At 66.5% G+C, this 26,751-nt stretch carries 22 protein-coding genes, 1 tRNA gene and 1 pseudogene; 7 read left to right on the top strand and 17 right to left on the bottom strand.

The genetic code is table 11. From position 1 onward, the window contains the following. Positions 1-111: 111 nt before the first annotated feature. The 4 genes from whiA to uvrC form a co-directional block, all read right to left on the bottom strand. Complete coding sequence (whiA, locus tag C1706_RS07615; RefSeq protein WP_129458626.1) at positions 112-1,095, bottom strand: DNA-binding protein WhiA; 984 nt, start codon at positions 1,093-1,095, stop codon at positions 112-114. A gap of 10 nt (positions 1,096-1,105) precedes the next feature. Beyond that, positions 1,106-2,059: a gluconeogenesis factor YvcK family protein gene (locus C1706_RS07610; RefSeq protein WP_129458625.1), complete on the bottom strand. Its 954-nt coding sequence runs from the start codon at positions 2,057-2,059 to the stop codon at positions 1,106-1,108. Beyond that, positions 2,056-2,919, bottom strand: coding sequence for an RNase adapter RapZ (rapZ, locus tag C1706_RS07605; RefSeq protein WP_129458624.1), 864 nt, complete (start codon positions 2,917-2,919; stop codon positions 2,056-2,058). The genes C1706_RS07610 and rapZ overlap by 4 nt, the downstream gene beginning before the upstream one ends. A 78-nt stretch (positions 2,920-2,997) precedes the next feature. Continuing rightward, a complete protein-coding gene (gene uvrC / locus C1706_RS07600; RefSeq protein ID WP_129458623.1) occupies positions 2,998-4,956 on the bottom strand; it encodes an excinuclease ABC subunit UvrC in 1,959 nt (652 codons plus the stop codon). A gap of 31 nt (positions 4,957-4,987) precedes the next feature. On the opposite strand from uvrC, the gene C1706_RS07595 reads away from it, so the two are divergent. Further along, positions 4,988-5,416 (top strand): Rieske (2Fe-2S) protein, encoded by a 429-nt coding sequence (locus tag C1706_RS07595; protein WP_129458622.1) that lies wholly within the window; start codon positions 4,988-4,990, stop codon positions 5,414-5,416. Between the two features lie 92 nt (positions 5,417-5,508). Here C1706_RS07595 and uvrA read toward each other — a convergent pair. Next, positions 5,509-8,340: pseudogene (gene uvrA / locus C1706_RS07590) on the bottom strand (excinuclease ABC subunit UvrA); the annotation flags it as partial. 81 nt (positions 8,341-8,421) lie between these two features. Between uvrA and C1706_RS07585 the strand changes: the two are divergent. The 3 genes from C1706_RS07585 to C1706_RS07575 all read left to right on the top strand — a co-directional run bounded on the left by C1706_RS07585 (position 8,422) and on the right by C1706_RS07575 (position 10,350). Beyond that, the gene (locus C1706_RS07585) at positions 8,422-9,165 is read left to right on the top strand and encodes a maleylpyruvate isomerase family mycothiol-dependent enzyme (protein WP_129458620.1); all 744 of its coding nucleotides are present in this window, start codon (positions 8,422-8,424) and stop codon (positions 9,163-9,165) included. A gap of 71 nt (positions 9,166-9,236) precedes the next feature. Continuing rightward, positions 9,237-9,839 carry an MBL fold metallo-hydrolase gene (locus C1706_RS07580; protein WP_129458619.1) on the top strand — a complete coding sequence of 201 codons (603 nt, stop codon included), beginning with the start codon at positions 9,237-9,239 and terminating at the stop codon, positions 9,837-9,839. A gap of 193 nt (positions 9,840-10,032) precedes the next feature. Beyond that, the gene (locus C1706_RS07575) at positions 10,033-10,350 is read left to right on the top strand and encodes a hypothetical protein (RefSeq protein WP_129458618.1); all 318 of its coding nucleotides are present in this window, start codon (positions 10,033-10,035) and stop codon (positions 10,348-10,350) included. Positions 10,351-10,399: 49 nt separating this feature from the next. On the opposite strand, the gene uvrB is transcribed toward C1706_RS07575, so the two are convergent. The 4 genes from uvrB to C1706_RS07555 all read right to left on the bottom strand — a co-directional run bounded on the left by uvrB (position 10,400) and on the right by C1706_RS07555 (position 16,320). After that, positions 10,400-12,475: an excinuclease ABC subunit UvrB gene (gene uvrB / locus C1706_RS07570; RefSeq protein ID WP_129458617.1), complete on the bottom strand. Its 2,076-nt coding sequence runs from the start codon at positions 12,473-12,475 to the stop codon at positions 10,400-10,402. Positions 12,476-12,534: 59 nt separating this feature from the next. Next, positions 12,535-13,146, bottom strand: coding sequence for a dephospho-CoA kinase (gene coaE, locus C1706_RS07565; RefSeq protein WP_129458616.1), 612 nt, complete (start codon positions 13,144-13,146; stop codon positions 12,535-12,537). Positions 13,147-13,357: 211 nt separating this feature from the next. Then, positions 13,358-14,815: a 30S ribosomal protein S1 gene (gene rpsA, locus C1706_RS07560; RefSeq protein ID WP_129458615.1), complete on the bottom strand. Its 1,458-nt coding sequence runs from the start codon at positions 14,813-14,815 to the stop codon at positions 13,358-13,360. Between the two features lie 155 nt (positions 14,816-14,970). Further along, complete coding sequence (locus C1706_RS07555; RefSeq protein ID WP_129458614.1) at positions 14,971-16,320, bottom strand: dicarboxylate/amino acid:cation symporter; 1,350 nt, start codon at positions 16,318-16,320, stop codon at positions 14,971-14,973. Between the two features lie 345 nt (positions 16,321-16,665). On the opposite strand from C1706_RS07555, the gene C1706_RS07550 reads away from it, so the two are divergent. Continuing rightward, the gene (locus C1706_RS07550; RefSeq protein ID WP_129458613.1) at positions 16,666-17,244 is read left to right on the top strand and encodes a maltokinase N-terminal cap-like domain-containing protein; all 579 of its coding nucleotides are present in this window, start codon (positions 16,666-16,668) and stop codon (positions 17,242-17,244) included. 15 nt (positions 17,245-17,259) lie between these two features. Here the strand turns inward: C1706_RS07550 and C1706_RS07545 are convergent, their stop codons facing one another. After that, positions 17,260-17,859 carry a nucleoside/nucleotide kinase family protein gene (locus C1706_RS07545; protein WP_241653483.1) on the bottom strand — a complete coding sequence of 200 codons (600 nt, stop codon included), beginning with the start codon at positions 17,857-17,859 and terminating at the stop codon, positions 17,260-17,262. Positions 17,860-17,867: 8 nt separating this feature from the next. Next, positions 17,868-20,555, bottom strand: coding sequence for a DNA polymerase I (gene polA, locus C1706_RS07540; protein WP_129458612.1), 2,688 nt, complete (start codon positions 20,553-20,555; stop codon positions 17,868-17,870). Between the two features lie 74 nt (positions 20,556-20,629). Between polA and C1706_RS07535 the strand changes: the two genes are divergently transcribed. Continuing rightward, positions 20,630-21,067: a PaaI family thioesterase gene (locus tag C1706_RS07535; RefSeq protein ID WP_129458611.1), complete on the top strand. Its 438-nt coding sequence runs from the start codon at positions 20,630-20,632 to the stop codon at positions 21,065-21,067. Here C1706_RS07535 and C1706_RS07530 read toward each other — a convergent pair. Next, complete coding sequence (locus C1706_RS07530) at positions 21,064-21,705, bottom strand: ANTAR domain-containing response regulator (RefSeq protein ID WP_241653482.1); 642 nt, start codon at positions 21,703-21,705, stop codon at positions 21,064-21,066. The genes C1706_RS07535 and C1706_RS07530 overlap by 4 nt on opposite strands. Positions 21,706-21,812: 107 nt before the next feature. On the opposite strand from C1706_RS07530, the gene C1706_RS07525 reads away from it, so the two are divergent. After that, positions 21,813-21,895, top strand: a tRNA-Leu gene (locus tag C1706_RS07525). Between the two features lie 9 nt (positions 21,896-21,904). Here C1706_RS07525 and pyk read toward each other — a convergent pair. From pyk to C1706_RS07500, 5 genes are all read right to left on the bottom strand, one after another. Next, positions 21,905-23,344, bottom strand: a complete 1,440-nt coding sequence (gene pyk, locus C1706_RS07520; protein ID WP_284690557.1) for a pyruvate kinase — start codon at positions 23,342-23,344, stop codon at positions 21,905-21,907. A 99-nt stretch (positions 23,345-23,443) separates the two neighbouring features. Further along, entirely contained in the window at positions 23,444-24,358 is a 915-nt protein-coding gene (locus C1706_RS07515; RefSeq protein ID WP_129458609.1) for an RluA family pseudouridine synthase, read from the bottom strand. Beyond that, positions 24,355-24,897 carry a signal peptidase II gene (locus C1706_RS07510; protein WP_206661044.1) on the bottom strand — a complete coding sequence of 181 codons (543 nt, stop codon included), beginning with the start codon at positions 24,895-24,897 and terminating at the stop codon, positions 24,355-24,357. The genes C1706_RS07515 and C1706_RS07510 overlap by 4 nt, the downstream gene beginning before the upstream one ends. Then, a complete protein-coding gene (locus tag C1706_RS07505; protein WP_129458608.1) occupies positions 24,894-25,313 on the bottom strand; it encodes a TraR/DksA family transcriptional regulator in 420 nt (139 codons plus the stop codon). Before C1706_RS07505 ends, C1706_RS07510 begins: the two co-directional genes overlap by 4 nt. 144 nt (positions 25,314-25,457) lie before the next feature. Continuing rightward, positions 25,458-26,750 carry a DivIVA domain-containing protein gene (locus tag C1706_RS07500; RefSeq protein ID WP_129458607.1) on the bottom strand — a complete coding sequence of 431 codons (1,293 nt, stop codon included), beginning with the start codon at positions 26,748-26,750 and terminating at the stop codon, positions 25,458-25,460. Between the last annotated feature and the right edge of the window lies 1 nt (position 26,751).

Raw genomic sequence — 26,751 nt, 5'->3', positions numbered from 1 at the left:
CACTGAGGAGACGAGAACTGGACGGCCTCCATGTTACCCAACATCGGCCGGACTCATCGGGTGAACGTCAGTTGTCCACCCCTCGATCACCGGCGTCCCAACTGCGCACTGTTAGTCGTCTTCGAGCATGTCCGGGGTGAGGCTCGCTTCGGTCCCGGGGATCCCCTCATCCAGGGCCCGCTTGTCTGCGGTCGCCAGCAAACGACGGATGCGGCCAGCGACGGCGTCCTTCGTCAACGGCGGCTCATGAAGCTGGCCCAACTCTTCGAGGCTGGCCTGCTTGTGCTCCAAGCGCAGCAGACCAGCCGTGCGCAGATGGTCGGGCACGTCCTCGCCCAGAATCTCCAGCGCGCGTTCCACACGAGCCCCCGCCGCGACCGCGGCGCGAGCCGAGCGACGCAAGTTCGCGTCGTCGAAGTTAGCCAGCCTGTTCGCCGAGGCCTTGATCTCTCGCCGCATCCGGCGTTCTTCCCACTTCAGCAGCGTCTCGTGGGCACCCAGCCTGGTCAGCATCGTGGCGATGGCGTCACCGTCGCGGATGACGACGCGGTCCACCCCCCGTACCTCGCGGGCCTTGGCGCTGACATCGAGGCGGCGCGCAGCGCCCACGAGGGCGAGCGCGGCCTCCGAGCCGGGGCACGTGACCTCCATAGACATGGAGCGTCCCGGCTCAGTCAAGGATCCATGCGCTAAGAACGCGCCTCGCCACACCGCCGTGGCGACATCCAAGCCGCCACCGACCACGGCAGCGGGCATCCCGCGCACCGGACGGCCGTGGGAATCGATCAGGCCCGTCTGACGGGCCAGGGAATCGCCATCGCGGATGAGTCGGACCACGTAGCGCGTCGTGCGACGCAGCCCCGTGGGAGTCACCACGACGAACTCACAGGTGAGCCCGAACAGATCGGCGATCGCCGTGCGCAGTCGGCGCGCCGCCGCGCCAGTGTCCAGATCGACCTCGACCATGATCTTGCCGCCAGCAATGTGGAGGCTCCCGGCGAACCGCAGCAGGGCAGCCACCTCAGCTTTGCGGCACGCAGGTTTCGTCACGGGGACGGCCGCGAGCTCCGCCTTCACCTCAGGTGTCAACGCCATGGCCGGGAGCTTAGTGGCCGATGACGTCCGAGTAGACCGATGCGAGTCGGTTCACGTCATGACTAGGGCTGCCGTCCAGCACGCGCAGCGGCGCCGAGACCACCTCGGCGCCCAGCGCGGCCGCCTGCCGACGAAACTGAGGATCCTGGTCCACATAGGCCGCATCACACACGATGGTGTCCAGGCGCAGGCCGGGGGCATGCTCGGCGAGCACCTCCAGGTGGTGCGACGGGGAAAACCCTTGCGTCTCATCGGCCGGGGCGAGGTTCATCGTGAGGATGCGCCGTGCCGACGTCGTCACGACGGCCTCCGCCATCTCGGGGACCAGCAGGTGAACCAAGACAGACGTGAACCACGATCCGGGCCCCAGCACGATGTAGTCGGCATGCCGCACCGCCTCCACCGACTCGGGACAGGCGGGCGGCGACGCTGGCACGAGCCGCACCTCCTGCACGCCCGGAGTCTTCGCAACGTGCGCCTGGCCGCGTACCACGCTGACGGCGTCCGGGTGCGCCGCATCCCGACCTACCACGTCCGCTTCGATGAGCAGCGGCACCGAGGCCATCGGCAAGACGCGGCCTTGGACGTCGAGTAGGCGCGCCACCATGTCCAAGCCGCTCACCGCGTCGCCGAGTCGCTGCCAAATCCCGGCGATGAGGAGGTTGCCGATGGCATGACCGGCCAAGGGGCCCTCCCCGCCGAACCGGGACTGCAGCACGTCAGCCCACAGGCGTCCGTCCCGGTCATCACCGCACAAGGCGGCCAACGCCATCCGCAGGTCGCCCGGGGGAAGGATGTCGAACTGCTCGCGCAACCGGCCCGAGGAACCGCCGTCATCGGCGACCGTCACGATCGCGGTGAGGTCACTGGTGACGCGCCGCAGAGCCCGCAGCGACGCGGCCAAGCCGTGCCCGCCCCCCAAAGCGACGACGGCAGGGACTCGCTCCGCCAATGGCCCGCTCATTCGAGCCCCAGGTCGCGGTGATCGACGTGGACGGAAAGGCCCTCCGCGCGCAGGCGCCGTGCGAGTTCTTCCGTCATCGCGGTGGAGCGATGCTTGCCGCCGGTGCAGCCGATGGCCACGGTGGCCACCCGCTTTCCCTCACGCTGATAGCCCGGGATCACCGTCCCCAGCAGGGCCGCGATTTCCTCCTGCCACGCCTGGGCACCCTCTTGGCCCAGCACGTAGGAGGAGACCGCCAGGGATAGACCCGTCTGGGGGCGCAGTTCCGGTACCCAATGCGGGTTGGGCAGGAAGCGAACATCCAGCACCATGTCCGCATCGATCGGGATGCCGTTCTTGAAGCCGAACGACATGAGGGTGAGCTTGAACGCTCGATCATCGGAACTGCTGAAGGCGTACGCGACGCGATCAGACAACTGGTGCACGTTGATGGCGGAGGTGTCGATCACGATGTCGGCCGCCGCGCGCAGCACAGCGAGCATCTCTCGCTCGCGCCGGATGCCGTCCAGCAGCGCGCCGTCGCCTTGCAGAGGATGGGGCCGGCGGACGGACTCCTGCCGACGCACGATCACAGCGTCGGACGCCTCGACGAAGATGATTTGGGGCAAGATCCCTTTGAACTGCAACGCCTCGAAGGCTGCGGGGATGCTGTCGAACTCCACACGGGTGCGCACGTCCAGCACCACGGCCACCCGGTCATAACCCGCCGCGGTGGCCACGTCCACGAAGGTCGGCAGCATCGTGGGGGGAAGGTTGTCGGCCACGTACCACCCCAGATCCTCCAGGGTGTGGGCGACGCTGCGTCGGCCTGCGCCCGACATGCCCGTGATGGCGAGGAACCTGATGGGTGGCTCGATCATGGCGCCATTATGGCGCGTCCGCCGCCCTTCCCTCCCGCGTGGGGGGCAGGCGTGCCCTCTCGTCGCTCCCCCGCCGGCTTAGGTAGGAAGGATCTCCCCCGTGGCCGTGTTGATCGCCTCGCCGGCCGGTTCGGCATCGAGGGCGAGTTTGATGGCCAACGCCGTCTTGGGCCCGATACCCGGAACCGCCGCAATGTCGTCCAGATGCGCGGCGCGCAGCTTACGCAGCGAACCGAAGTGCTGCACGACCGCCTTGCGGCGCAACTCTCCCAGGCCCGGAACCTCGTCGAGCAGCGAGTCAACCATCGACTTGCTCCGGCGTCCCCGATGGTGGGTGATCGCGAAGCGGTGCGCCTCATCGCGGGCACGCTGCAGCAGGTAGAGCCCCTCCGAGGTGCGCGGCAAGATGAGCGGAAACTCCTCCTGAGGGATCCAGACCTCTTCCAGGCGCTTGGCGAGCCCGACCACGGGGACATCCACGATGCCGAGTTCCTCCATGGCCGCCTGGGCTGCGGCGACCTGCGGGGCGCCACCATCGACGACCAGCAGGGACGGCTTGTAAGCGAACTTGCGTGCGGCTCCGGTCGTGGCGTCCTTCAAGACGGCGTCCTCCCCGGTCAGCGACGCCTGGTCCTCCAGGTAGCGACGGAACCGACGCGTGATGACCTCATGCATGGCGCCGACGTCGTTGCTGCCCTCAACGGTCTTGATGATGAAGCGCCGGTACTCCGACTTGCGCGGCAGCCCGTCCTCGAACACGACCATCGACCCGACGACCTCCGTGCCTTGGAGGTGAGAGATGTCGTAGCACTCGATGCGCAGCGGCGGGGACTCCAACCCGAGCGCTTCGCCGATCTCCTCCAGGGCACGATTGCGAGTCGACAGGTCGGACGCCCGCTTGGTCTTGTGCAGCATCAGCGCCTCGGCTGCGTTACGCGCCACCGTGTCGAGCAGCACCCGCTTGTCGCCCCGCTGAGGAACGTGGACATGAACCCGGGAGCCCCGCGCCTCAGCGAGGAGATCTTCGAGCGCCTCACCCGAAGCGGGCGGGACCGGGAGCAACACCTCGCGCGGAACCGCCCCGGAGGTGACGGAGCCGTCCGGTCCGGCGTAGAGCTGAAGGCAGAACGTCTCAACCAGTTCCTCCAAGGTGGAGTCGTCGGCACGGTCGGCAACCCAGCCGCGCTCCCCGCGCACCCGACCGCCACGCACATGGAAAACCTGGATGGCCACCTCGAGGTCGTCGGCCGCGAGCGCGATCACATCGGCGTCAGTGCCGTCGGGCAAGACGATCGCGTTCTTCTCCGTCGCGGACTCCAAAGCGGCGAGTTGATCGCGCAACATCGCCGCCTTCTCAAACTCCAGGTTGTCGGACGCCATCTGCATCGCGCGCCGCATGCGTCGCACGATGCGGTTGGTGTTCCCCGCGAGAAAGTCGCTCATCTCCTCGACGATGGCCCGGTGGGCGTCCGCGTCGATCCGGCCCACGCAGGGGGCGGAACACTTGCCGATATAGCCAAGGAGGCAGGGGCGCCCGCTTGACTTCGCACTGCGGAAGACGCCGTTGGTACATGAGCGCATCGGGAAGATCCGCAGCAGGGAGTCGACGGTGTCGCGGATCGCCCACGCCTGCGCGTAGGGGCCGAAGTAGCGGTAGCCCTTCTTGTGGGCACCCCGGCCCACGAAGACGCGCGGGAACTCGTCGGAGGCTGTGATGCACACCCACGGGTAGGTCTTGTCATCGCGGTACTTGATGTTGAACCGCGGGTCGTACTGCTTGATCCAGGTGTATTCGAGTTGGAGCGATTCCAACTCGTTTTGGACGACTGTCCACTCCACCTTGGCCGCCGTGCGGACCATCGTCTGCGTGCGAAAGTGCAGGTTGGCGGGATCGGCGAAATATGAGTTGAGGCGTTGGCGCAGGTTCTTGGCCTTGCCGACATAGATGACGGTCCCGGACGGATCGCTGAACCGGTAGACGCCAGGCTGAGTGGGAATCGTCCCGGGTGCGGGACGGTAGCTCGCCGGGTCAGCCATAGGGCAAGTCTAGGCGGGCTAGGGTGGGCGCATGACTCCGGATCGTCGCACCTTCCTCACCTCCGCGGGCCTGGCGGCCCTGGCCGTCGGCACCAGCGCCGTGACGTCGGGCTGCACCCCCTCCGGGGGCGCTTCGGGTGGCGGTGCGCCTGCACCGGGCACCTCCGCGACGCTGTCGGTCCCGGTCGATTCGATCCCTGTCGGGGGCGGGAAAATCCTGGACAACGCGGCGTTCGTGGTGACCCAACCCACAGCCGGCGAGTTCAAGGCCTTCAACAAGACCTGCACCCACCAGGGTTGCCCCGTCTCGTCGATCGAGGGCCCCAACATCGTGTGCCGCTGCCATGGGGCTAACTTCTCCATCGTGGACGGTTCGGTTACGAAGGGCCCCGCCACCAAGCCGCTGCGTCCTGCCACTGCGGTACTCGAGGGCGCCGAAGTAAAGATCTCCGCTAGCTAGACCCCTGTCTGAGGCCGCTTGCCCGACGCTGAGGCAGGCGGCCTGCTGGCGGCACGCCTGTCGCCTGGTCCCCCTCACGCAGCGGAGGGGGTGAGCAGTGGCGCCAAGTATGCGCCGGTGTGGCTCGCCGGGTTTGCAGCGACCTGTTCGGGCGTACCGACGGCGACGACCTCACCGCCCCGCGAGCCGCCTTCCGGCCCCATGTCGATGACCCAGTCAGCCGACTTGATCACGTCCAGGTTGTGCTCGATGACCAGCACCGTGTTGCCCTGGTCGGCCAGGCGATTCAAGACACCCAACAGCTTGTTGATGTCTTCGAAGTGCAGGCCGGTGGTGGGCTCGTCGAGGATGTAGATCGTTCGCCCTGTGGACCGACGCTGCAATTCGGTGGCGAGCTTCACCCGCTGAGCCTCGCCACCCGACAGCGTGGTCGCGGGCTGCCCCAGCCGGACGTACCCCAAGCCGACATCCACCAGCGTGGCGAGATAGCGCTTGATCGCGTTGATGGGTGCGAAGAACTCCACCGCCTCCTCGATCGGCATGTCGAGGACTTCGGCGATCGTCTTGGCCTTGTAGCGAATCTCGAGGGTCTCGCGGTTGTAACGGGCGCCGTGGCACACCTCGCAGGGCACATACACGTCGGGGAGGAAGTTCATCTCGATCTTGATCGTGCCGTCGCCCGAACAGTTCTCGCACCGTCCGCCCTTGACGTTGAAGCTGAACCTACCTGGCTGATAACCGCGGGCCTTCGCCTCTGGGGTCTCGGCGAACAACTTGCGGATGCGGTCGAACACCCCGGTGTAGGTGGCGGGGTTGGAGCGAGGGGTACGACCGATGGGTGACTGATCGACATGGATGGCCTTGTCGATCTCGTCGAGACCGAGGATCCGCTTGTGATGGCCCGGGACATCCTTGGCGTTGTACAAGTGCCGGGCCAGCGCCTTCGAGAGGATCTGGTTGATCAGCGACGACTTGCCCGAGCCCGACACTCCCGTTACGGCAACGAACTGCTGCAAGGGAATGTCGACGGTGACATCGCGCAGATTGTTCTCGGTCGCGCCCACGATCGTGATCTTCTTGCCGTTGCCCGGACGCCGCACCGCGGGCACCGGAATGACGCGCCGCCCCGACAGATAGGCGCCCGTCAGCGACTCCGGGTTGGCCAGCAGATCCTCCACCGATCCGGCCACGACTACCTTGCCGCCATGCTCACCCGCGCCAGGACCAATGTCGACGACGTAGTCGGCGGTGCGAATGGTATCCTCGTCGTGCTCGACGACGATCAGCGTGTTACCCAGATTCCGCAGCCGCACCAGCGTCTCGATGAGTCGTCGGTTGTCGCGCTGGTGGAGCCCGATGGACGGCTCATCCAGCACATACAGCACCCCGACCAAACCAGATCCGATCTGGGTCGCCAAGCGAATGCGCTGCGCCTCCCCGCCCGACAGCGTGGCCGCCGGACGCGCGAGGGTGAGGTAATCCAGGCCGACATCCAGTAAGAACCGCAGGCGCTCATTGATCTCCTTGACGACACGGTGGGCGATGGACGCCTCCCGCTCGGTCAGGTGCAGCCCGCGCATGAACTCCTGGGCCTTGTCGATCGACAAACCGGCAACCTCGGCGATGTTGAGATCGCCGATGGTCACGGCCAAGGAGGTCGGTTTGAGACGGGCGCCACCGCAGGCTTCACAAGGAATCTCGCGCATGTACCCGGCAAACCGTTCGCGGCTGTTGTCGGATTCGGCCTCCGCGAAACGTCGCCGCACGTAGGGGATCGCCCCTTCGAACGAGGCGTTGTACGTCGTGGAGCGCCCGTGACGATTGACGTGGGTGACCTTGATCTTGCCCTTGATGCCGTTGAGGATCAGGTTCTTCACCGCGGGGGTGAGTTCCTCCCAAGGGGTGTTGACGCTAAAGCCTCGCTCGGCCGCCAGCGTGGCGAAAATGGTCTGGAAGTAGCCCGACACGTAGACGGTGCTCCAGGGCGCGATCGCATTCTCGGCCAGGCTCCGCGAGGTATCGGGGACGATCAGGTCGGCGTCCACCTCCATCTTGGTGCCCAGCCCTGAGCACACCGGGCACGCACCCCACGGCGCATTGAACGAGAACTGCCGGGGCTCCAATTCCTCCAAGGAGATGTCGTGACCGTTGGGGCACGCCAGCTTCTCGGAGTAGCGCCGCACCCGCTGGGGATCCTCAGCGGGCAGGTCGACGAACTCCACCTCGATGACCCCGTCGGCCAGCCCGAGGGCCGTCTCCACCGAATCCGTGAGCCGTTGCTTGATCGTCGGCTTGACCGCCAATCGGTCGACGACGACCTCAATGTTGTGCCGCTTCTGCTTGTCAAGTTCGGGAAGCGCTGACAAGGGGTGGATCTCGCCATCGATCTGGACGCGCGTGAAGCCCTGGGTCACATACGAGCGCAGCAGTTCGGTGTGCTCGCCTTTGCGCCCCCGGACCACGGGAGCCAGGACCATGAAGCGGGTGCCCTCGGGTAGTTCCAGAAGACGGTCCACGATCTGCTGAGGCGACTGACGGGAGATCGTCGCGCCACAGATCGGACAGTGCGGATGCCCGATGCGCGCATACAGCAGGCGCAAGTAGTCGTAGATCTCCGTGATCGTCCCGACCGTCGAACGGGGATTCTTGCTGGTGGACTTCTGATCGATCGCCACCGCCGGGGACAGGCCCTCAATGAAATCCACGTCCGGCTTGTCCATCTGCCCCAGGAACTGGCGCGCGTACGCGGACAACGATTCCACGTAGCGGCGCTGGCCTTCGGCGAAGATCGTGTCGAAGGCCAGGGAGGACTTCCCGGATCCCGAGAGGCCCGTGAACACGATCAGGGCGTCTCGAGGGAGTTCCAGGCTGACGTTGCGAAGGTTGTGCTCACGCGCGCCGGCCACGATCAGTCGTTCAGTCACCTGCTCATCGTAGGTGTTCCCTCAGACAATTCTTGGGACGGGCTCCCCCGGGCAGACGTCCCTCCCCGCTAGGGTGACACCATGCTCGCGATCCTCAACCAGGGCCAGGTGGATCCAGCCCTCAAGCGGATCTCATTGGCCACCCAATCGCTGTTGCGCGACACCATCGCCCTCGACGAGGAACAGTGGCACGCGCCGTCCCTCCTGCCCGGGTGGAGCCGCGCCCATGTGGCGACGCACATCGCACGCAACGCCGACGCGTTACGTCGTGTCCTCTCCGCGACGCTGATGGGTGACCCCGCTCCCCTGTATCCGTCCGAGATTTTGAAGTTCAACGACATCGAGCGCGGAGCCGAGCGCAGCGGGTTGGAACTGCATGTCGATCTGGACACGGCAGCAGGCGAGTTGGCCCGCCTGATGGATCGTGTCGAGGACTGGATGGTGCCCGTCCGCCTCCCCGCCGGGGAGTTTCCCCTGTCGGTGATCACGCTGATTCGGCTCCAGGAGATCACGCTGCATCACCTCGATCTGGATTCGGGTTTCGGGTGGCAGGACGTTGATCCGATCCCGGGTGGCTGGCTGTTGCAATGGACGCTGCTGCTCATGCGCGACGATCCGACCCTTCCCTCAGTGGATCTCACCTCCGACAGCGGCGTGACCGCCTCGCTGGGGGGCGTCGGTGAACGCATCACGTTCTCCGGCCCAGACCCTGCCTTGTGGGCGTGGCTCACCGGCCGCACGGCAGGCGACGGCCTCACCTGGAACTCGACCTCCGGCCTGCCCGACAGCACGCAAGCTCCGGTCCTCTTCCCCCTGGCAGGCTGACGCGCGCTCCTGCCACGCGGACGGGCAGGGTCATCTGCAACCCCGGTGGCAGGCGATGGCACCATGGAGGCATGGATATCGTCAGCGTCCTCGTGGGCCCCATGGCCAACAACTCTTACCTCCTCACCGACGCGGGCGAAGGCCTGCTCATCGATGCAGCGGCTGAACCAGACACGCTGACCGCCCTGGTGGACGGCACTCCGGTGCGCACCCTCGTCACGACCCACCGGCACCACGACCACATTGAGGCGCTGGCAGCGATGGCGGCCACCACCGGCGCGCGTCTGGTCGCCGGCGCCCCCGATGCGGACGCCATCGAAGCAGCGACGGGCGTCACGATAGATGAGCGCGTCTGGGACGGCGACACCCTTCGCGTGGGGGAGGCATCGATGGAGGTGATCGGCCTGGTCGGCCACACCCCGGGATCCATTGCCCTGGCCTACATCCCCGACGATGACGGCCCGGTGCAGTTGTTCACCGGCGATTCCCTGTTTCCCGGCGGCCCAGGCAAGACGACGAGCCCCGCGGACTTCACCTCGCTCATGGACGACCTTGAGGCCAAGGTATTCGCCCGATTCGACGACGACACGGTCGTGTGGCCCGGTCACGGGGCGCCCACGACCCTGGGCGCCGAGCGCGGCCACCTCGACGAGTGGCGCGCCCGCGGCTGGTGAAGGGCTCCGCACACGGCGTCCACCCCTCGACACTCAGGCTGGTCAGCGGCCTCGCGGCGACAGACCGCCGCGCACTCATCGTTCATGTTGCTGTCCTACAGTCCACGACAAGCCAGGCCGGACGCCCCCTGGGGCCATGCGATGATGCCCCCGTCCGCGCCACGCCGCTGAGGCCGAGAACGGAGTCACCATCATGAGAGTCCATACCGGGTGGATCATCGCGGGAGCCGTGGTGCTGGCGGCGCTGATCGTGGCAGGCGTCTACCTGTGGTCGGTACGTCCACTGCCAGACGGCCCCTACACCTGCCAGTACCACGGAGTGGCCCTGCCCTATCCTCCCCAGGTTGAGGTTGTGGCGGGGGTCGTCGTGGTCACCCCCAACCAGCACCCCGATGGGGCGTTCACCGAGGCCGTGGGCATCGAACGCACCGGCACGGACCAGTTCACGGCGACCTTCTCCACTGACACCTCGTTCCGCGGGACGCTCCTGACCTGCACCCACGCAGGCTGAGACGACCCGGGGGGCCGCCCCCGGGGCCGTCGACACCCGTGCCGGGGGTCTACTTCGTGGCCTCGACGACCTGACGGATCGTCTTCTTCAAATCGGCGACCTCGTCCCGCAAGCGCGCAGCGGTTTCGAACTGCAACTCGCGTGCAGCAGCATGCATCTGATCGGTGAGTTCGTGGACCAGGGAGGCCAACTCCGAGGTGGGGAGCGCCGAGAGATCGCGCTCCCCCTTCTTCGCGGGCACCGGTGAAGTCTGCTTGTCCCCGAAAGTGCCGACCACCGAACGGGTGTCCGCGTCCTCACGAGCCAGCATCTCGGTGATGTCGGCGATCTTCTTGCGCAACGGCTGCGGGTCGATCCCATGCTCGGTGTTGTAGGCGATCTGCTTGTCGCGACGCCGGTTGGTCTCGTCGATGGCCGCCTCCATCGACGGCGTCATCTTGTCGGCATACATGTGCACCTGGCCGCCGACGTTACGGGCCGCACGCCCAATCGTCTGGATCAGCGAGCGCTCCGAGCGGAGGAAGCCTTCCTTGTCGGCGTCCAGGATCGCCACCAGCGACACCTCGGGAAGGTCGAGCCCCTCGCGCAGCAGGTTGATGCCGACCAAAACGTCGTAGCTCCCCAACCGCAGATCCCGAAGAAGCTCGATGCGCTTGAGGGTGTCGACCTCGGAGTGCAGGTAGCGGGTCCGGATGCCGTTCTCGACGAGGTAGTCGGTCAGGTCTTCGGCCATCTTCTTCGTCAACGTCGTGACGAGCACCCGCTCGTTGCGTTCCACGCGCGGGCGGATTTCTGCCATGAGGTCGTCGATCTGCCCCTTGGTGGGCTTCACGATGATCTCCGGATCGATCAAGCCGGTGGGGCGGATGACCTGCTCGACATAGCCGTCCCCCTTGGCCATCTCGTAGGGCCCCGGCGTCGCCGACAGGTAGACCGTTTGCCCAATCCGCTCGGTGAACTCCTCGAACCGCAAGGGCCGGTTGTCCATGGCGCTGGGCAGCCGGAAGCCGAAGTCGACCAGCGTTCGCTTACGCGACATGTCGCCCTCGTACATGCCACCGATCTGCGGGATGGTGACGTGCGACTCATCCACCACGAGGACGAAATCCTCAGGGAAGTAGTCCAGCAGGCAGTTCGGGGGCGTCCCCGGACCACGGCCATCAATGTGACGCGAATAGTTCTCGATACCCGAGCAGGTACCGATCTGACGCATCATCTCGATGTCGTAGCCAGTGCGCATCCGCAACCGTTGGGCCTCCAGCAGCTTGCTCTCGCCCTCCAGCGTCGTCAGGCGCTCCCCCAGTTCGGCCTCGATGCCGGTCAGCGCACGCTCCATGCGCTCAGGCCCGGCAACGTAGTGCGAGGCCGGGAAGACGTAGACCTCGTTGTCTTCGCTCAGCACCTCGCCCGTGAGCGGGTGCAGGGTCGACAACGCTTCGATCTCGTCACCGAAGAACTCCACCCGGACGGCGTTCTCCTCATACATCGGGAAGATCTCCATCGTGTCGCCACGCACCCGGAAGGTGCCGCGCGTGGCCGCGAGGTCGTTACGAACGTACTGGTTGGTCACCAACGAGCGGGCCAGCGACTCCATGTCGTGCTCCTCGCCTACCCGCAGCCGCAGCATCCGATCCACGTACTCCTGCGGCGTCCCCAGCCCGTAGATCGCCGAGACCGTCGCCACCACGATGACGTCTCGCCTGGTCAGCAGCGAGTTGGTCGCGGAGTGGCGCAGGCGTTCGACCTCCTCGTTCAGGGAGGAGTCCTTCTCGATGTAGGTGTCCGACTGCGGGACGTACGCCTCGGGCTGGTAGTAGTCGTAGTAGCTGACGAAGTACTCCACCGCGTTGTCGGGGAAGAACTGGCGCAACTCGGTGGCGAACTGGGCCGCCAGGGTCTTGTTCGGCTGCATGACCAGCATCGGGCGCTGAAGCCGCTCGGCCAACCAGGCCACGGTCGCCGTCTTCCCTGTACCCGTAGCGCCGAGGAGGACGACGTCCTGTTCTCCGGCCTTGATGCGGCGCTCGAGTTCCGCGATGGCCGCCGGCTGGTCACCCCCGGGCTCGAAGTCGGCATGGACTTCAAAGGGCGCGACGCGGCGCTGGATGTCGGTGGTGGGACGCATACCCCCAGACTAGGTGGGCGGTCTGACAGAACCGTGCCTGTTCGCCCAGGGCGTGGGGCCTAGACGGCCGTGCCTGCACGCAGGGCACGCAGGCGATCCCACAGCTCGTCGACGGCCGCCTCCAAGGCGTGACGGTCGCCCGCGTTCGAGATGATCACATCGGCCGCTGCCAACCGGCGGTGGCGCGAGGCCTGAGCACCGATGCGCAACTCTGCTTCCTCTTGGCTCAAGCCGTTGCGCGCCATCAGCCGGCGACGTTGGGTCTGTTCGTCGACGTCCACCACAATCACGAGGTCGAAGCGCTCGGCCAGGCCTGCCTCCACCAGGAGGGGAACCACGTCGATGACGATCGCGCCAGGCTCGGCGTGGGCCCTCAGCCATTCGGCGCGCTCGCGGATCGCGGGGTGAGTTATGCCCTCCAAGACGGCACGAGCCTCCGGATCCGCGAAGACCACGCGGGCCAAGGCAGCCCTGTCCAGCGCACCGTCCGCGGTGAGCATGCCGGGCCCGAAATGCTCCACGATCGCGTCGAGCGCGGGGGTTCCAGGTTCGACAACCTCACGGGCCACGGCGTCAGAATCGATGATGACAGCGCCATGACGAGCCAAGAGCTCCGCCACAGCGGACTTTCCCGAGGCGATCCCTCCGGTCACAGCGATGCGCGCACCCACAAGTGCCCATCCTGCCACGCCTCAGTACCGTCGCCGCCCACGACGGTGGGGTTGCCACCCACGGCCGTGGGTGGCCTGGCTGCCGCGACGCCGCCGAGGACCTGGGAGGACCCGCGCTGCGCGTCCCGGCGGCCCGGCACCCGGGACAGGGAACGCAGCAGCCCCCGCTCCCATGAAGGAACGGGGGCTGCTGCGTCGATCAGCGTGCGGCTCAGTTGCCGCCGGTGAGCTTCTCGCGGAGAGCCTGCAGGGCCTCATCCGAGGCAAGCGAACCCTCCTGGTTGCTGACAGGAGCGCTGCCAGCGGAGTAGGACGCGGAGTTGCTGGCGTCCAGCGCCGCGGCGCTCTCGGCCGCCTCGGCGTCTTCGACCTGCTTCTTGTGAGCGATCCAGCGAGCCTGGGCCTCAGCGTACTGCTGCTCCCATGCGCGCTGCTGCTCCTCGTAACCGGGCTTCCACTCCTGGGTCTCCGGATCGAAGCCTTCGGGGTAGATGTAGTTGCCCTGGTCGTCGTAGCTGGCGGTCATGCCGTACAGCGACGGATCGAAGTCATCAGCCGCAACGTCGATGCCCTCGTTGGCCTGCTTGAGGCTCAGCGAGATCCGACGACGCTCCAAGTCGATGTCGATGATCTTGACCATGACCTCGTCGCCCACCGACACGACCTGCTCGGGGATCTCGACGTGGCGCTCGGCCAGTTCGGACACGTGGACCAGGCCCTCGATGCCGTCGCCCACGCGGACGAACGCACCGAACGGAACCAGCTTGGTGACCTTGCCGGGCACGATGTGACCGATCTGGTGGGTCCGGGCGAAGGTCTGCCACGGATCTTCCTGGGTCGCCTTCAGCGACAGCGAGACACGCTCGCGGTCCATGTCGACGTCCAGCACCTCGACGGTGACGTCCTGGCCAACCTCGACGACCTCGGACGGGTGGTCGATGTGCTTCCACGACAGCTCGGAGACGTGCACCAGGCCGTCCACGCCGCCCAGATCGACGAAGGCGCCGAAGTTGACGATCGAGGACACGACACCCTTGCGGATCTGGCCCTTGGAGAGCTGGTTGAGGAAGCTGTGACGCACCTCGGACTGGGTCTGCTCGAGCCACGCGCGACGCGACAGCACCACGTTGTTGCGGTTCTTGTCCAGTTCGATGATCTTGGCCTCGATCTCCTGGCCCACGTAGGGCTGCAGATCGCGGACGCGACGCATCTCGACCAGGGAGGCGGGCAGGAAGCCACGCAGACCGATGTCGACGATGAGGCCACCCTTGACCACCTCGATGACGCGGCCGGTGACGACGCCGTCTTCTTCCTTGATCTTCTCGATCGTGCCCCAGGCGCGCTCGTACTGAGCCCGCTTCTTGGACAGGATCAGACGGCCTTCCTTGTCCTCTTTCTGCTGAACGAGGGCCTCGACCTCATCACCGACGGCGACGACCTCGAAGGGGTCGACGTCGTGCTTGATGGAGAGTTCCTTGGAGGGGATGACCCCTTCGGTCTTGTAACCGATGTCGAGCAGGACCTCGTCCCGGTCGACCTTGACGACGGTACCGGTGACGATGTCGCCGTCGTTGAAGTACTTGATTGTGGCGTCGACAGCGCTGGCGAACTCATCGTCCGTGGCGAAATCGTCAACTGCGACCTGAGCGGCCTCAGGAGTGGAGGTCATGTAGTAGGGCTCCGATAACTGGAAGTTGTGATGGTGGTGCGGTGCGGCCCGTCGCGTCCACCACACTCGGTCCGGTGATGGACAGACCACGCCGATCCACCAGCCTACGCGCCGGTCTCTCCGGACGCAAAGCTGGCGGAACGGTTCTGCTGGCCCTAGGCGAGGGCCGGCTCGGGTTGGGGTGCGGTGCTGACGCGTCCGTTGTAGACATCCTCATCGAGGATGCCGTTGCGCTTGGCCACAATCGTGGGGACGAGGGCCTGGCCAGCCACGTTGGTCGCCGTCCGTGCCATGTCGAGGATGGGGTCGATCGCCAGGAGCAACCCGACGCCTTCCAGCGGCAGCCCCAGGGTGGACAGCGTCAGCGTCAGCATGACGATGGCGCCCGTCAACCCTGCTGTGGCTGCGGAGCCCACCACCGCGACGAACGCGATGAGGACGTAGTGCTGCAGCGTCAGCGGTACCCCGAAGAGTTGAGCCACGGTGATGGCGGCCAGGGCGGGGTAGATCGCGGCGCATCCGTCCATCTTCGTCGTCGCGCCCAGCGGGACAGCGAAGCTGGCATACGAGCTGGGGACGCCGAGCTTGTCGATGGTGTTGGCCTGTGTCACGGGCAGCGTCCCCAGTGAGGCGCGAGAGACGAACGCGAAGGTGATGGCCTCCCAGGCGCCCGCGAAGAACCGGCGCACGGACAGCCCGTGCAGCTTCAGCAGCACCGGGTAGAGCACGAAGAGCACGAGGGCGCAGCCCAGGTAGACGTCGAGCGCGAACACTCCCAGGGGAGCCAGGAGATTCCAGCCGTAGGTGGCGATGGCCTTCCCGATGAGTGCGGCGGTACCGATCGGGGCCAGGAGGATGATCCACCACACCAGCTTCTGGAAGATCTCCAGGGTCGACTGAGCGAGCTTGACGAAGGGCTCGGCCTTCGCACCCACCGCGAGAGCGGCGGCCCCCAGGGCGATCCCGATGACGACCAACTGCAGCACGTTGAAGTTCAGGCTGGTCGCCACGGACACCGTGTCGGCGCTCGGGGTGACGCGGGAGGACACCTCAAGGCCGAGGAAGTTTGCCGGGACCAGCGACTTCAAGAAGTCCAGCCACGATCCCTGAGTGCCGGAGGCTCGTGCGCCCTCCAGGCTGATGGTGGCCGAGGAGCCCGGGTTGGTAAGGACGCCGATCCCGATGCCGATCAGGACCGAGATCAAGGCGGTGATGGCGAACCAGACGAGCGTCTGGACGGCCAGCCGCGCCGCGTTGGCGACGTGGCGCAGTTGCGTGATCGACACGATCAAAGCGGTGAGGACCAGCGGGACGACGATGACGCGCAGTAGTTGCACGAAGATCGTTCCGACGGTGTTGAGGGTTTCGGTGAGCCAGCCGAGGGCGAACGTGCGGGCGAGGAAGCCGAGCACGACGCCGACGACGAGACCGATCAGGACCTGGGCCCAGAACGGGACGCGCCGGCGAGCCTTCGTGGTCGTGCTCGCGGTGGCGGAGGCGGACATAGCAATGCCTTTCGAGGAGGATGAGGGCGTGCGCGCGCGGCACAGCGCGCAGGCACGAACGGGATCAGTGGGTGGCCTGGGCGAGAACGCTCAGGAGCGACAACCACAGGTGCTGCGCAGACACAGGTCGACGGTCAGTCGACGCCACAGATCCGGCATGCAGCACCCCCTCAGAGCTTTGTTGACGCATCCACCTTACGCCGGAAGGTGATCCAGGGCCAACCGTGCCCCCAGCACACGTTCGACTGTGCCGCAACCGGCAACAATCCCCATGGAATCACCCGGACAGGTGGAGGCACGACGGCTAGCGTTGTCCCTGCATCACAAACCTGAGGAGAACCAGCCATGAGCGGCACCGCCGAGGTCTACACGACCGCCACTTTGTCCCCGAGCAAGCTCGAACTGCTTGCCACCTGGTTGCCGGAGCAGCCGTGGTTTGACGGCGATGCAGCCAACCTGACCCGCGTGGCCCACTACCGCCTGGTCGACCCGGACGGCGAGGTGGGGTTGGACGGCATGCTGGTCGCCTCGGGCACCACGGTGTACCACGTGCCGGTGAGCTGGCGCGCCGAACCTCTCGCCGAGGGCACCCTCATCGGGACCGCCGAGCACAGCGCGCTGGGGACGCGGTATTGCTACGACGCCACGACCGATCCGGTCTTTGTCGCCGAGTTGCTGCGCGTGATCCGCGAGGGCGACACGGCCGCCGACGTGGAGTCCGCCGAGACGGGCGAACCGATCCCTCAGACTTTGCATGTGGCAGGCACCGGGCTGCCCCCCACGGTGGACGCGCTGGGCCAGGTCCGTCTGGCGCGCGTCCTCGACGCCGAGCACGAGGACACGCGCGCTGCGCGGGGTCTGCTCACCGCCACGTGGAATCTCGAAGGCTCCCCGCGTGAGGATGTCTTGGCCGTCCTGCGCTGATCGTGGGACGCGCGCTCAGGTCTCCACCACCAGGTCGGCCCGGGCGCGCGTGCCATCGGCGGCGAACACCGCCTCCTCTTGGGCCGCCCAGCACTGCCAGTGCGGTCGAAACGCCTCGCCATCACGCGCGAGCCCGCGCGCACGCCGGGTCTCGATCGGCGCCTCGACCCACACGCGCACCGACGCAAACGTCGATGCCTCCCCCACGCTGGCCCCACAGCCTTCCAGCACCAACGTCGGCGGCGGCACCAAGGACCGGACGGCTCCCCGGCGTTCGTCCGCCCAATCCCACGCCCGATAGCGCGCCGACTCCCCCACAGCGAGCGGACGCAGCACCGCGTCCACCAGGTAGGCCACCCCAGCGGCGAGCCCGTCCCAGCCCGGGTAGAGGTCGTCCATATGCACCACGGGTGCCCCCAACCGTGCGGCCACCAGACTCGCCAGCGTCGTCTTCCCTGCCCCCGACAGCCCGTCGATCGCCACGACACGCGTGGCGCCGCACCGCGGAGGCGCGTCACCCCACAACGCGGCGATGCGCTCAGCCACATCGTCGCCTGACCACTGGCCCGGACCGACCCTCACCCCGGGCGCGTCAACGTTCCCCGTTCGGCTCACGCCACGCCTCAGTGGGCCGCGTCGTGCCAGCTACGCCCTGATCCGACGCTGACGTCCAGGGGAACAGCAAGATCAAAGGCATGCCCCATGCGCTCGCGGACGAGCGCCTCCAGCGGCTGCGTCTCTCCAGGAGCCACCTCGAAGACGAGTTCGTCATGGACCTGGAGCAGCATGCGCGAGGACAGGCCCTCCTGAGCAAGGCCCGCCTCCACGTCGAGCATGGCCAACTTGATGATGTCGGCCGCCGACCCTTGGATGGGGGCGTTCAGCGCCATCCGCTCGGCCATGTCGCGGCGCTGCCGATTGGAGGAGTTCAGATCGGGGAGGTACCTGCGCCGCCCCAGCAGTGTCTCGGTGAACCCGGTCCGCCGGGCCGTGGCGACGATGCCCGTGAGGTAGTCCCGCACATGGCCGAACCGCTCGAAGTACTCGTCCATCAGGCCTTTCGCCTCATTGACCGAGATCTTCAGCTGCCCCGACAACCCGAACGCGGACAACCCGTATGCCAGTCCGTAGTTCATCGCCTTGATCTTGGCGCGCATGGCACCAGTCACCGCTTCGGGAGCGACGCCAAACACGCGCGCTGCCATCGTGGAGTGGAAGTCCGCACCGGACGCGAAGGCCTCGATCAGACCGGCATCCCCCGAGGCATGGGCCATGATCCGCATCTCGATCTGGCTGTAGTCGGCCGTGAGCAGCGTCTCGAAGCCAGCCCCCACCACGAACGCCTCACGAATCCGGCGTCCGGCCTCGGTCCGGATCGGAATGTTTTGCAAGTTCGGGTCGGTCGAGCTCAGACGGCCGGTGGCGGCCACCGTCTGCAGGTAGGTGGTGTGAACCCGACCGTCGTCGGCGATCGACTTTTGAAGGCCCTCCACCGTTTGTCGCAGCCGAATCTGATCCCGGTGACGCAGCAGAGCTGCCAGGAACGGGTGCTCCGTCTTGGCGTAAAGCCCTTCCAGCGCGTCAGCATCGGTGGTGTAGCCGGTACGGGTTCGGCGCGTCTTGGGCATGTCCAGTTCGTCGAACAGCACGGCCTGCAACTGCTTGGGCGAGCCGAGATTAATCGGCTTGCCGATCGCGTCGTAGGCGGCTTCCTCGGCCCGTCGAACTTCGGCATCGAAGTCGCCCCATAGCCGTTCGAGGGCGTCGGCATCCACGGCAATCCCGACGCGCTCCATCCGCGCCAAGGTGCGCTGTAGGGGAAGTTCGACCTCGGCCAGCAAGGACGCCCCACCCGCCTCGGCGAGTTCGGCGTCCAGCACTCCTGCCAACTCCGCGACGGCACGCGCGCGCAGCATGGCATCGCGCCCCGCCTCGGGATCGGCGAAATCCAAGGTCAGCTGGCCGTCATCGGCGGCAGGACCACCGTCGAGGGTGAGTTCCCGCCTCAGGTGACGGGCAGCCAGGTCGGCGAGGTCATAGGTGCGCTGGTCGGGGCGCAGCAGGTAAGCCGCCAGGTGCGTGTCGCAGACCAGACCGTTGAGTTCCCATCCGCGGGCCCAGAGCGCCTCCAACGGCCCCTTGGCGTCGTGCATGGCCTTCGGTGAGGACTCCGAGGCCAGCCAGGAGGCAAAAGCTGCGTCGTCGTCTGGCGTCAGCGTCGTGACGTCAAGCCAAGCGGCCGCCCCGTCAAGAGAGGCGAGGGCGACGCCGGTGAGATCACCTGTGCCTTGCCCCCACCGCCCCTCGGGTTGGAGGCCCACGAGGCCGTTCGCGTGCTCGTCCAGCCATGCCGGTAGGTCGCCCACGCCGAGCACCACGCCCGTCACCTCGAACCCACCTTCGGGTTCCGTGTCTTCGGGCGGGAGCAGATCCAAGAGCCGCTCCCGCAGGACGCGGAACTCCAGGGCGTCGAACAGGGTGTGAACGGCCTCACGATCCCAGGCGACCCGCGCGAAGTCCGTCGGCCCCTGCGGCAACTCCAACGTGCGTACTAGCGCGTTCAACTCACGATTGCGCGTGACATCGTCGAGGTGGGCTCGGAACGACTCCCCTGCCTTGCCGCGCACCGCGTCGGCGTGAGCCACCAGATTCTCGAGCCCGTCGTACTCCGTCAGCCACTTGGCGGCGGTCTTGGGGCCGACCCCGGGGACTCCGGGAAGATTGTCCGACGTCTCCCCCACCAGCGCCGCCAGTTCGGGGTACCGCTTTGGGGGGACCAAGTAACGCTCCTCCACCAAGGCGGGATCCAACCTCAAAAGATCAGAGACGCCCTTGCGGGGATACAGCACGGTGGTGTGCGCGTCCACCAACTGCATGGCGTCACGATCGCCGGTGACAATCATCGTGTCGAAGCCCTGCTCGCCCGCCTCCCGCGACAAGGTGGCGATGATGTCGTCAGCCTCAAACCCCTCCTTGTCCAGGTGGGGGATGCGCAACGCATCCAAGACCTCGCGGATCAGCGCGACCTGACCCTTGAACTCTTCAGGCGAGGCGGCGCGGTTGGCCTTGTAATCGCTGTAGCGCTCCGAACGGAACGTGTGGCGGCTCAGGTCGAACGCGACCGCGACGTGCGTCGGCTGCTCGTCACGCAAAACGTTGATGAGCATGGAGGTGAACCCGTAGACGGCGTTGGTGTGCTGCCCTGTGCTGGTGGAGAAGTTCTCTACCGGCAAGGCGAAGAAAGCCCGGTAGGCGACCGAATGACCATCGATCAAGAGCAGGCGCGGGGCGGAAGGAGTGGTCTGGGTCACAAGGGGAAGCCTATCCGCTGGGGCCGACAACCTCTGGGCGCGTCAGGGTCAGCTCTGCCTGTCAGGATGGGGGCATGGATACGACGCAATGGCCGAAGCTGAGCGCCGGGGGCCTCGACGCCAAGATGGGGCTGGAACTGCTGGAACTCAGCGCGGACCTGACCCGCGGGCGCATGCCCGTCGCGGGCAACACACAACCCTTTGGCTTGTGGCACGGAGGCGCATCATGCGTGCTGGCCGAGAGCTTGGCCTCACTCGCGGCGTATGTCGCCGTTGGGGAGGGCGGTGCCGCCTTCGGCGTGGATCTGAATGCCACCCACCATGCTCCTGTGCAATCGGGGTGGGTCACCGGGGAGGCGCGCGCCCTGCGGATTGGGGGCACCCTCGGCACGTGGGAGGTGATCCTCACCGACGACGCCGGGCAACGCGTGTGCACGGCCCGCGTCACCTGCGCCCTTCGGCGGGCGCGGCCCCGTCCGCAGACGGGTGCCGACGCCTCACCGAGGCACTAGTCGTCGAGGTCAGCCGCGGCCTTAGCCTTGGCCTTCCCCTTGGGCTTGCCTGCCGAATTGTGATCGATGACGCCCTCGGCGACCTCGCGCATCGACTTGCGCAGGTCCATGGCCGTCTTCTGGATCCAACGGAACGCTTCGGCCTCGGAAAGACCCAGGCCTTCCTGAAGCATGCCCTTGGCCTGGTCAACAGCCTTGCGGGAGGCGAGTCGTTCCTCCAGGTCGGCGACCTCATCGTCCAGAGCACGGATCTCGGCGAACCGTGCCATGGCCAACTCGATGGCCGGAACCACGTCGGAGGCGTCGAACGGCTTGACCACATACGCCATGGCCCCGGCCTCCCGAGCGCGATCCACCAGCTCACGCTGGCTGAAGGCCGTCAACATGACGACGGGAGCGATGCGGTCCTCGGCAATCGCCGTTGCCGCCGTGATGCCGTCCATGACCGGCATCTTCACGTCCATTACGACCAGGTCGGGTTCCAACTCGCGGACGAGCTTGAGTGCCTCCTCGCCGTTTCCGGCCTCGCCGACGACCTCGTAGCCCTCACCGGTCAAAAGCTCCACCAGATCAAGCCGGATGAGCGCTTCGTCTTCGGCAACGACCACCCGAGGTTGCTTGGGGGGCGTGTCACTCACGAGATCACCTTCCTTGGTTTTCTGCCTGCAAGGGTTTGCAGACAGTCCATGACGCGTGGCCGATGCGACGCGCACGCCATAAGTGTGGCACTATGTACGTCGCACCCGCCGGGGTGGCGGAATGGTATACGCGGACGGCTCAAACCCGTCTGGGCGCAAGCCCGTAGGGGTTCGAATCCCCTTCCCGGTACTGCCGAGATCACGCGATCTCGGCCACCCGCAACGAGTTGGTCTTGCCAGCCGTGTGCTTCGGGTTACCGGCAACGATGACGATCCGATCTCCGGACTCCACCATTCCCGAGCCCTTGAGGCGGTTCTGCACCGCGTCCACCATGGCGTCCATCGAGTAGAACTCCGGCGTCGTGAAGGACTTGATGCCCCACGCGAGGGTCATCTTCTGGGCTGTCTCCATGTACGGGCTGAACGAGCAGACCTGGATCGAGGAACGGAGCCGCGCCAGACGCAGAGCCGTGTCGCCCGTCTTGGTGAAGGCGACCAGATACTTCGCCCCGATGCGCTCGGCGACCTCCACCGCAGCCTTGGCGATGATGCCCGAGGTCGTGTGCGGATCCCAGTCGATGCTGAAGATCTGATCAAGACCCAGCGACTCGGTCTTGCGGATGATGCGCCCCATGGTGTCGACCGTCTGGATCGGCCACTGGCCGACGGCGGTCTCACCCGACAGCATGACCGCATCCGCACCATCGAGAATCGCGTTAGCGACGTCGGACGCCTCCGCGCGCGTGGGCCGCGGGGCGCTGATCATGGATTCGAGCATCTGGGTAGCCACGATGACGGGCTTGGCAGCCTGCCGGGCGGCAGTCACGATGCGCTTCTGGACGCCGGGAACGTCTTCCAGCGGCAGTTCGACGCCCAGGTCGCCCCGGGCCACCATGATCGCGTCGAAGGCGATGACGATGTCGTCCAGGGCAGCCACGGCCTGCGGCTTCTCGATCTTCGCAATGACGGGGAGACGGCGTCCGAACTCGTCCATGATCGCGTGAACGTCATCGATGTCGCTGGCCGAGCGCACGAAGGAGAGCGCCACCATGTCGACGTTGTTCTCCAGCGCCCAGCGCAGGTCGGCGGCGTCCTTCTCGGTGAGTGCCGGGACGCTGACCGCAACACCAGGCAGGTTGATGCCCTTGTGGTCGCTGACGCGTCCGCCGACGATGACCTCGGTGATCACGTCGTTCTCGGTCACCTCAAGGGCCTTGAGCTCGATCGCCCCATCGTTGATCAGGATCTGGTCGCCCGGCTTCACGTCATGGGTCAGCGTGTGCAGCGTCGTTCCGGCACGCTCTTTGGTGCCTTCGACGCCCTCATCGGTCGTGATCGTGAAGCGGTCACCGGCCGTGAGCATCTCTTCGCCATTGACAAAGGTCTCCAAGCGGATCTTGGGCCCCTGCAGGTCGGCGAAGATGCCGATCGGGCGTCCGGCTGCCTCGGCAGCCTCGCGCACGGCATTCAGTCGGGACAGGTGAGTCTCATGGTCGCCGTGACTCATGTTCAACCGGGCGACGTTCATCCCGGCATCGATGAGTTCGCGTACCATGCCAGGAGCGTCAGTCGAGGGGCCTAGCGTGCAGACCGTCTTTGCGCGTCGGTTGGGAAGTCCATCATTTTTCAGGTTCGCCACACCAGCAAGTTTACCGCAGCACGCCCCGTCCGCCCCATCGGAAACTGATTTGGTCATCACGACCAGTTCGGCCCGGCGACGTGCCGTGCACCGCAGCGCTCAGGCCTGCTCCACACACTCCAGCGCGTGGTGCAGATCCGGCGGATAGGGCGAGGTAAACGTGACCCACTCCCCCGATCCGGGATGCTCGAAGCCGAGTTCCACCGCGTGGAGCCACTGCCGCTGCAGCCCCAGCGACGCCGCGAGGACCGGATCCGCCCCGTACAAAGGATCACCTAGGCATGGGTGTTTGAGCGCCGCCATGTGGACGCGAATCTGGTGCGTGCGCCCGGTCTCCAAATGGATCTCTAGCAGTGTTGCCGAACGGAACGCTTCGAGGGTCTCGTAGTGGGTGACGCTGTGACGCCCCCCGTCCACGATCGCCATCTTCCAGTCGTGCCCCGGATGCCGACCGATCGGGGCATCGATGGTGCCGGTGAAGGGATCAGGATGCCCCTGGACGAGAGCGTGATAAATCTTGGAGACGGTCCGCTCCCGGAAGGCTCGCTTCAACGCCGTGTAGGCAGGTTCGCTCTTGGCGACGACCATCAAGCCGGAGGTGCCCACGTCCAGCCGCTGCACGATGCCCTGCCGCTCCGCCGCCCCCGACGTGGAGATCCCAAAGCCAGCCGCGGCCAGGTGCGACACGACATCGGGGCCGTCCCAGCCGAGCGATGGATGAGCGGCAACCCCAGCGGGCTTGTCCACCACGACGATGTCTGCGTCATCGTGCACGATGCGCATCCCTTCGACCAGGCGGGGGGAAACGCGCGCCACTTTGGGTTCAGAGAGTTCAACTTCCAGCATGTCGCCAGCGGACACACGCGTCGACTTGGTCACGGTCTCGCCATTCACGCGCACTGCGCCCGCGTCGATGAGGTCCGCCAGGCGCGAGCGGCTCACCCCGGTCATCCGCGAGGCGGCCGCATCAACCCGTTCGCCAGCCAGACCGTCGGGAACCAGATGGACACTCACGTTGTCGCCTTGTCCGCCGACCTGGTCGATACCCCCGCCAGGTCGACCTGAGTGATCACCACCAGCCACACGATGGTGACGGCGGCGAAGGTGATGCACATGTCCGCCACGTTGAAGATGGCGAAGTTGGGCAACTGCAGAAAGTCGACGACGTGGCCGTGCAGGAACCCCGGCGGACGAAACAGTCGATCGGTGAGGTTGCCCAAGATGCCCGCGATCACCAGCCCCAGCGCCACCGTCCACCCCAGATGCCGGACCCGCGGCACGAGACGCCACAGCACAAACACCAAGGCAACCACCGAGATCCCGGTGAACAGGGGCGTCACTCCTTCCCCCATGCTGAAGGCTGCACCGGGATTGAAGATCAACCTGAGGGTCAACAACCCACCCAACAGTTCGATGGGCCGCTGGGGATCCAGGAATGCCAACGCCAAGGTTTTGGTAGCTAGGTCGATGAGGAAGCCCAGCAGACCGACCCCGAGCGCGACCAGCCACGCCCCGCGGGGCGAGAGCAGCCTGCGTGTTCCGGTGGCGGCTATCGCCGTTCCTCCCGCTGCTTGCAGGCCATGCACAAGGTGGCCCGGGGGAACGCGATCAGACGATCCTTCCCGATCGGCTGCCCACAGACCTCGCACCAGCCGTACTGGCCCGCGTCGAGGCGGCGCAGGGCGTTCTGCGCCTGATCAAGCATGTCGCGGGCGTTCTGCACCAGCGACATCTCCTGATCGCGCTCAAAGTTCGTCGAGCCGACGTCGGCCGGATCACGACCGGCACCCTCGGTGCCTTCGTCGAAGAGCTTCTCCAGCCCCTTCTCCGCCGTGCGGATGGCGCGCTCCATGCGCTGAACGTCGAAGAGAAGGTCGTCTTTGACCTCGTCGAGTTCGTCCTGAGTCCAGGGATCCTCCCCGTCCAGGACCGGAACGAGGATGTCGTTCCCCTTGGCCGGCTTGGGCATCTATCTCCCCCTGAATGTGGTCCGATGGCTAACGCTGAGGGCAGACAGTACCACCCTTTACCCCTCCCTCGCGGGATTCACGCAGGACTCGGGATGGGCGTGGGCCCCGGACCGGAATCCGGGGCCCACGCCCATCACACAGAATCAGCGCTCGTCATTCAGCAGAGCATCCAGCCGCGGCGTGGCCGACGTTCCCCGAATGCCGTCCCGGAGCAGATCCGGGGTCTGCTCAGGAGCAAACCGGTTCTCGCGCAGCGCGACAATCTGCTTCTCCAGATGCGAGGTGAAGGAACTGCGGAACTGCTGCTCGTACGCCCGCAGGTGGTCGACGCGCGTCGTGAGCTCGTCGCGCTCAGCCTCCAGCGTGGAGACCAGCGCGTTCCGTCGAGCCGTGGCGTCCTTGTCGACCTGCGCGGCACGCTCTGCGGCCTCCACAGTCACCTTCTCGGCGGCAGCCCGGGCACGCTCCTCGATGTTGCGCGCCAGATCACGCGCCTCCATCGTCGCCTTCTCCGCGGCAGCTTGGGCCTCCGACGTCACCCGCTCCGCCGTGTTATGGGCATCAGAGGTGAGGGCATCCGCCGTGCTCCGAGCATCCGACGTCAGCTTCTGCGCCAGATCCCGGGCCTCGGTCGTGGTCCGATCGGCTTCGGTCTTGGCCTCACCGACCAGAGCCTCGGCCTGCTCGGTGGCCATCTGCACCAGGCGCGTGACCGCGGGCGAGGCGTCGCTCGCGGCACGGACGACGATCTGTTGAAGGCCCGCACCCGCCACGAACCCGGCCGCCGAAGCGCCCGCACCGGACGCTGCCGGCTGAGCCTGCTTGAGCTGACCGCGCAGCGTGAGCAGTTCGGCTTCGCGCGAGGAGACCTCGCCGCGCAAATCCTGTACCTGCACCCGCAGCTGAGCGATCTGCTGATCGCGGCCCGTCAGCTCACTCTCAAGATGAGCAGCCTTGTCGCCGCCGCCAGCCAGCGAGTTGTGCAGGTTGGCGATCTCTTCCTGGCGACGGGCGATCTCCTCGTCCTTGCTCTGGATCGCAGCGGCCTGCTGGGCGAGTTCGTCGTCCTTCGCGCGCAGCTGAGCGGCCAGGTCGCCGTCGCGTGCCTGCAACTGCTCACGCGCCTCATCCAGCTGACGCTGCAGGGCCGCAGCATCACTGGACTGGCCCGAACGCGCCGCATTCAGCTCTTGGCGCAGCCGCTCGATCTCGGCGTCCTTAGCCTCGACCTGCTGGCGCCACTCACCGCCGTCGGAACCACCGCCGGACGCTGAGAGCGTCGAGACCTGCTGCTGCAGGGTGGCGATCTCCTCGCCGAGCGCGACGAGCGTGGTTTCAACCTTGTCGACGAAGGTGTCGACGTCAGCCGGGTCGTAGCCGTTCCGGCGGGCCAAGTGGAAACGCGTGTCGCGCACCTGCTCGATGGTCAGGGTCATC

Source organism: Propioniciclava flava (assembly GCF_004126535.1).
Classification (GTDB): domain Bacteria; phylum Actinomycetota; class Actinomycetes; order Propionibacteriales; family Propionibacteriaceae; genus Propioniciclava; species Propioniciclava flava.
This window is presented reverse-complemented; position numbering and strand designations above follow the sequence as displayed.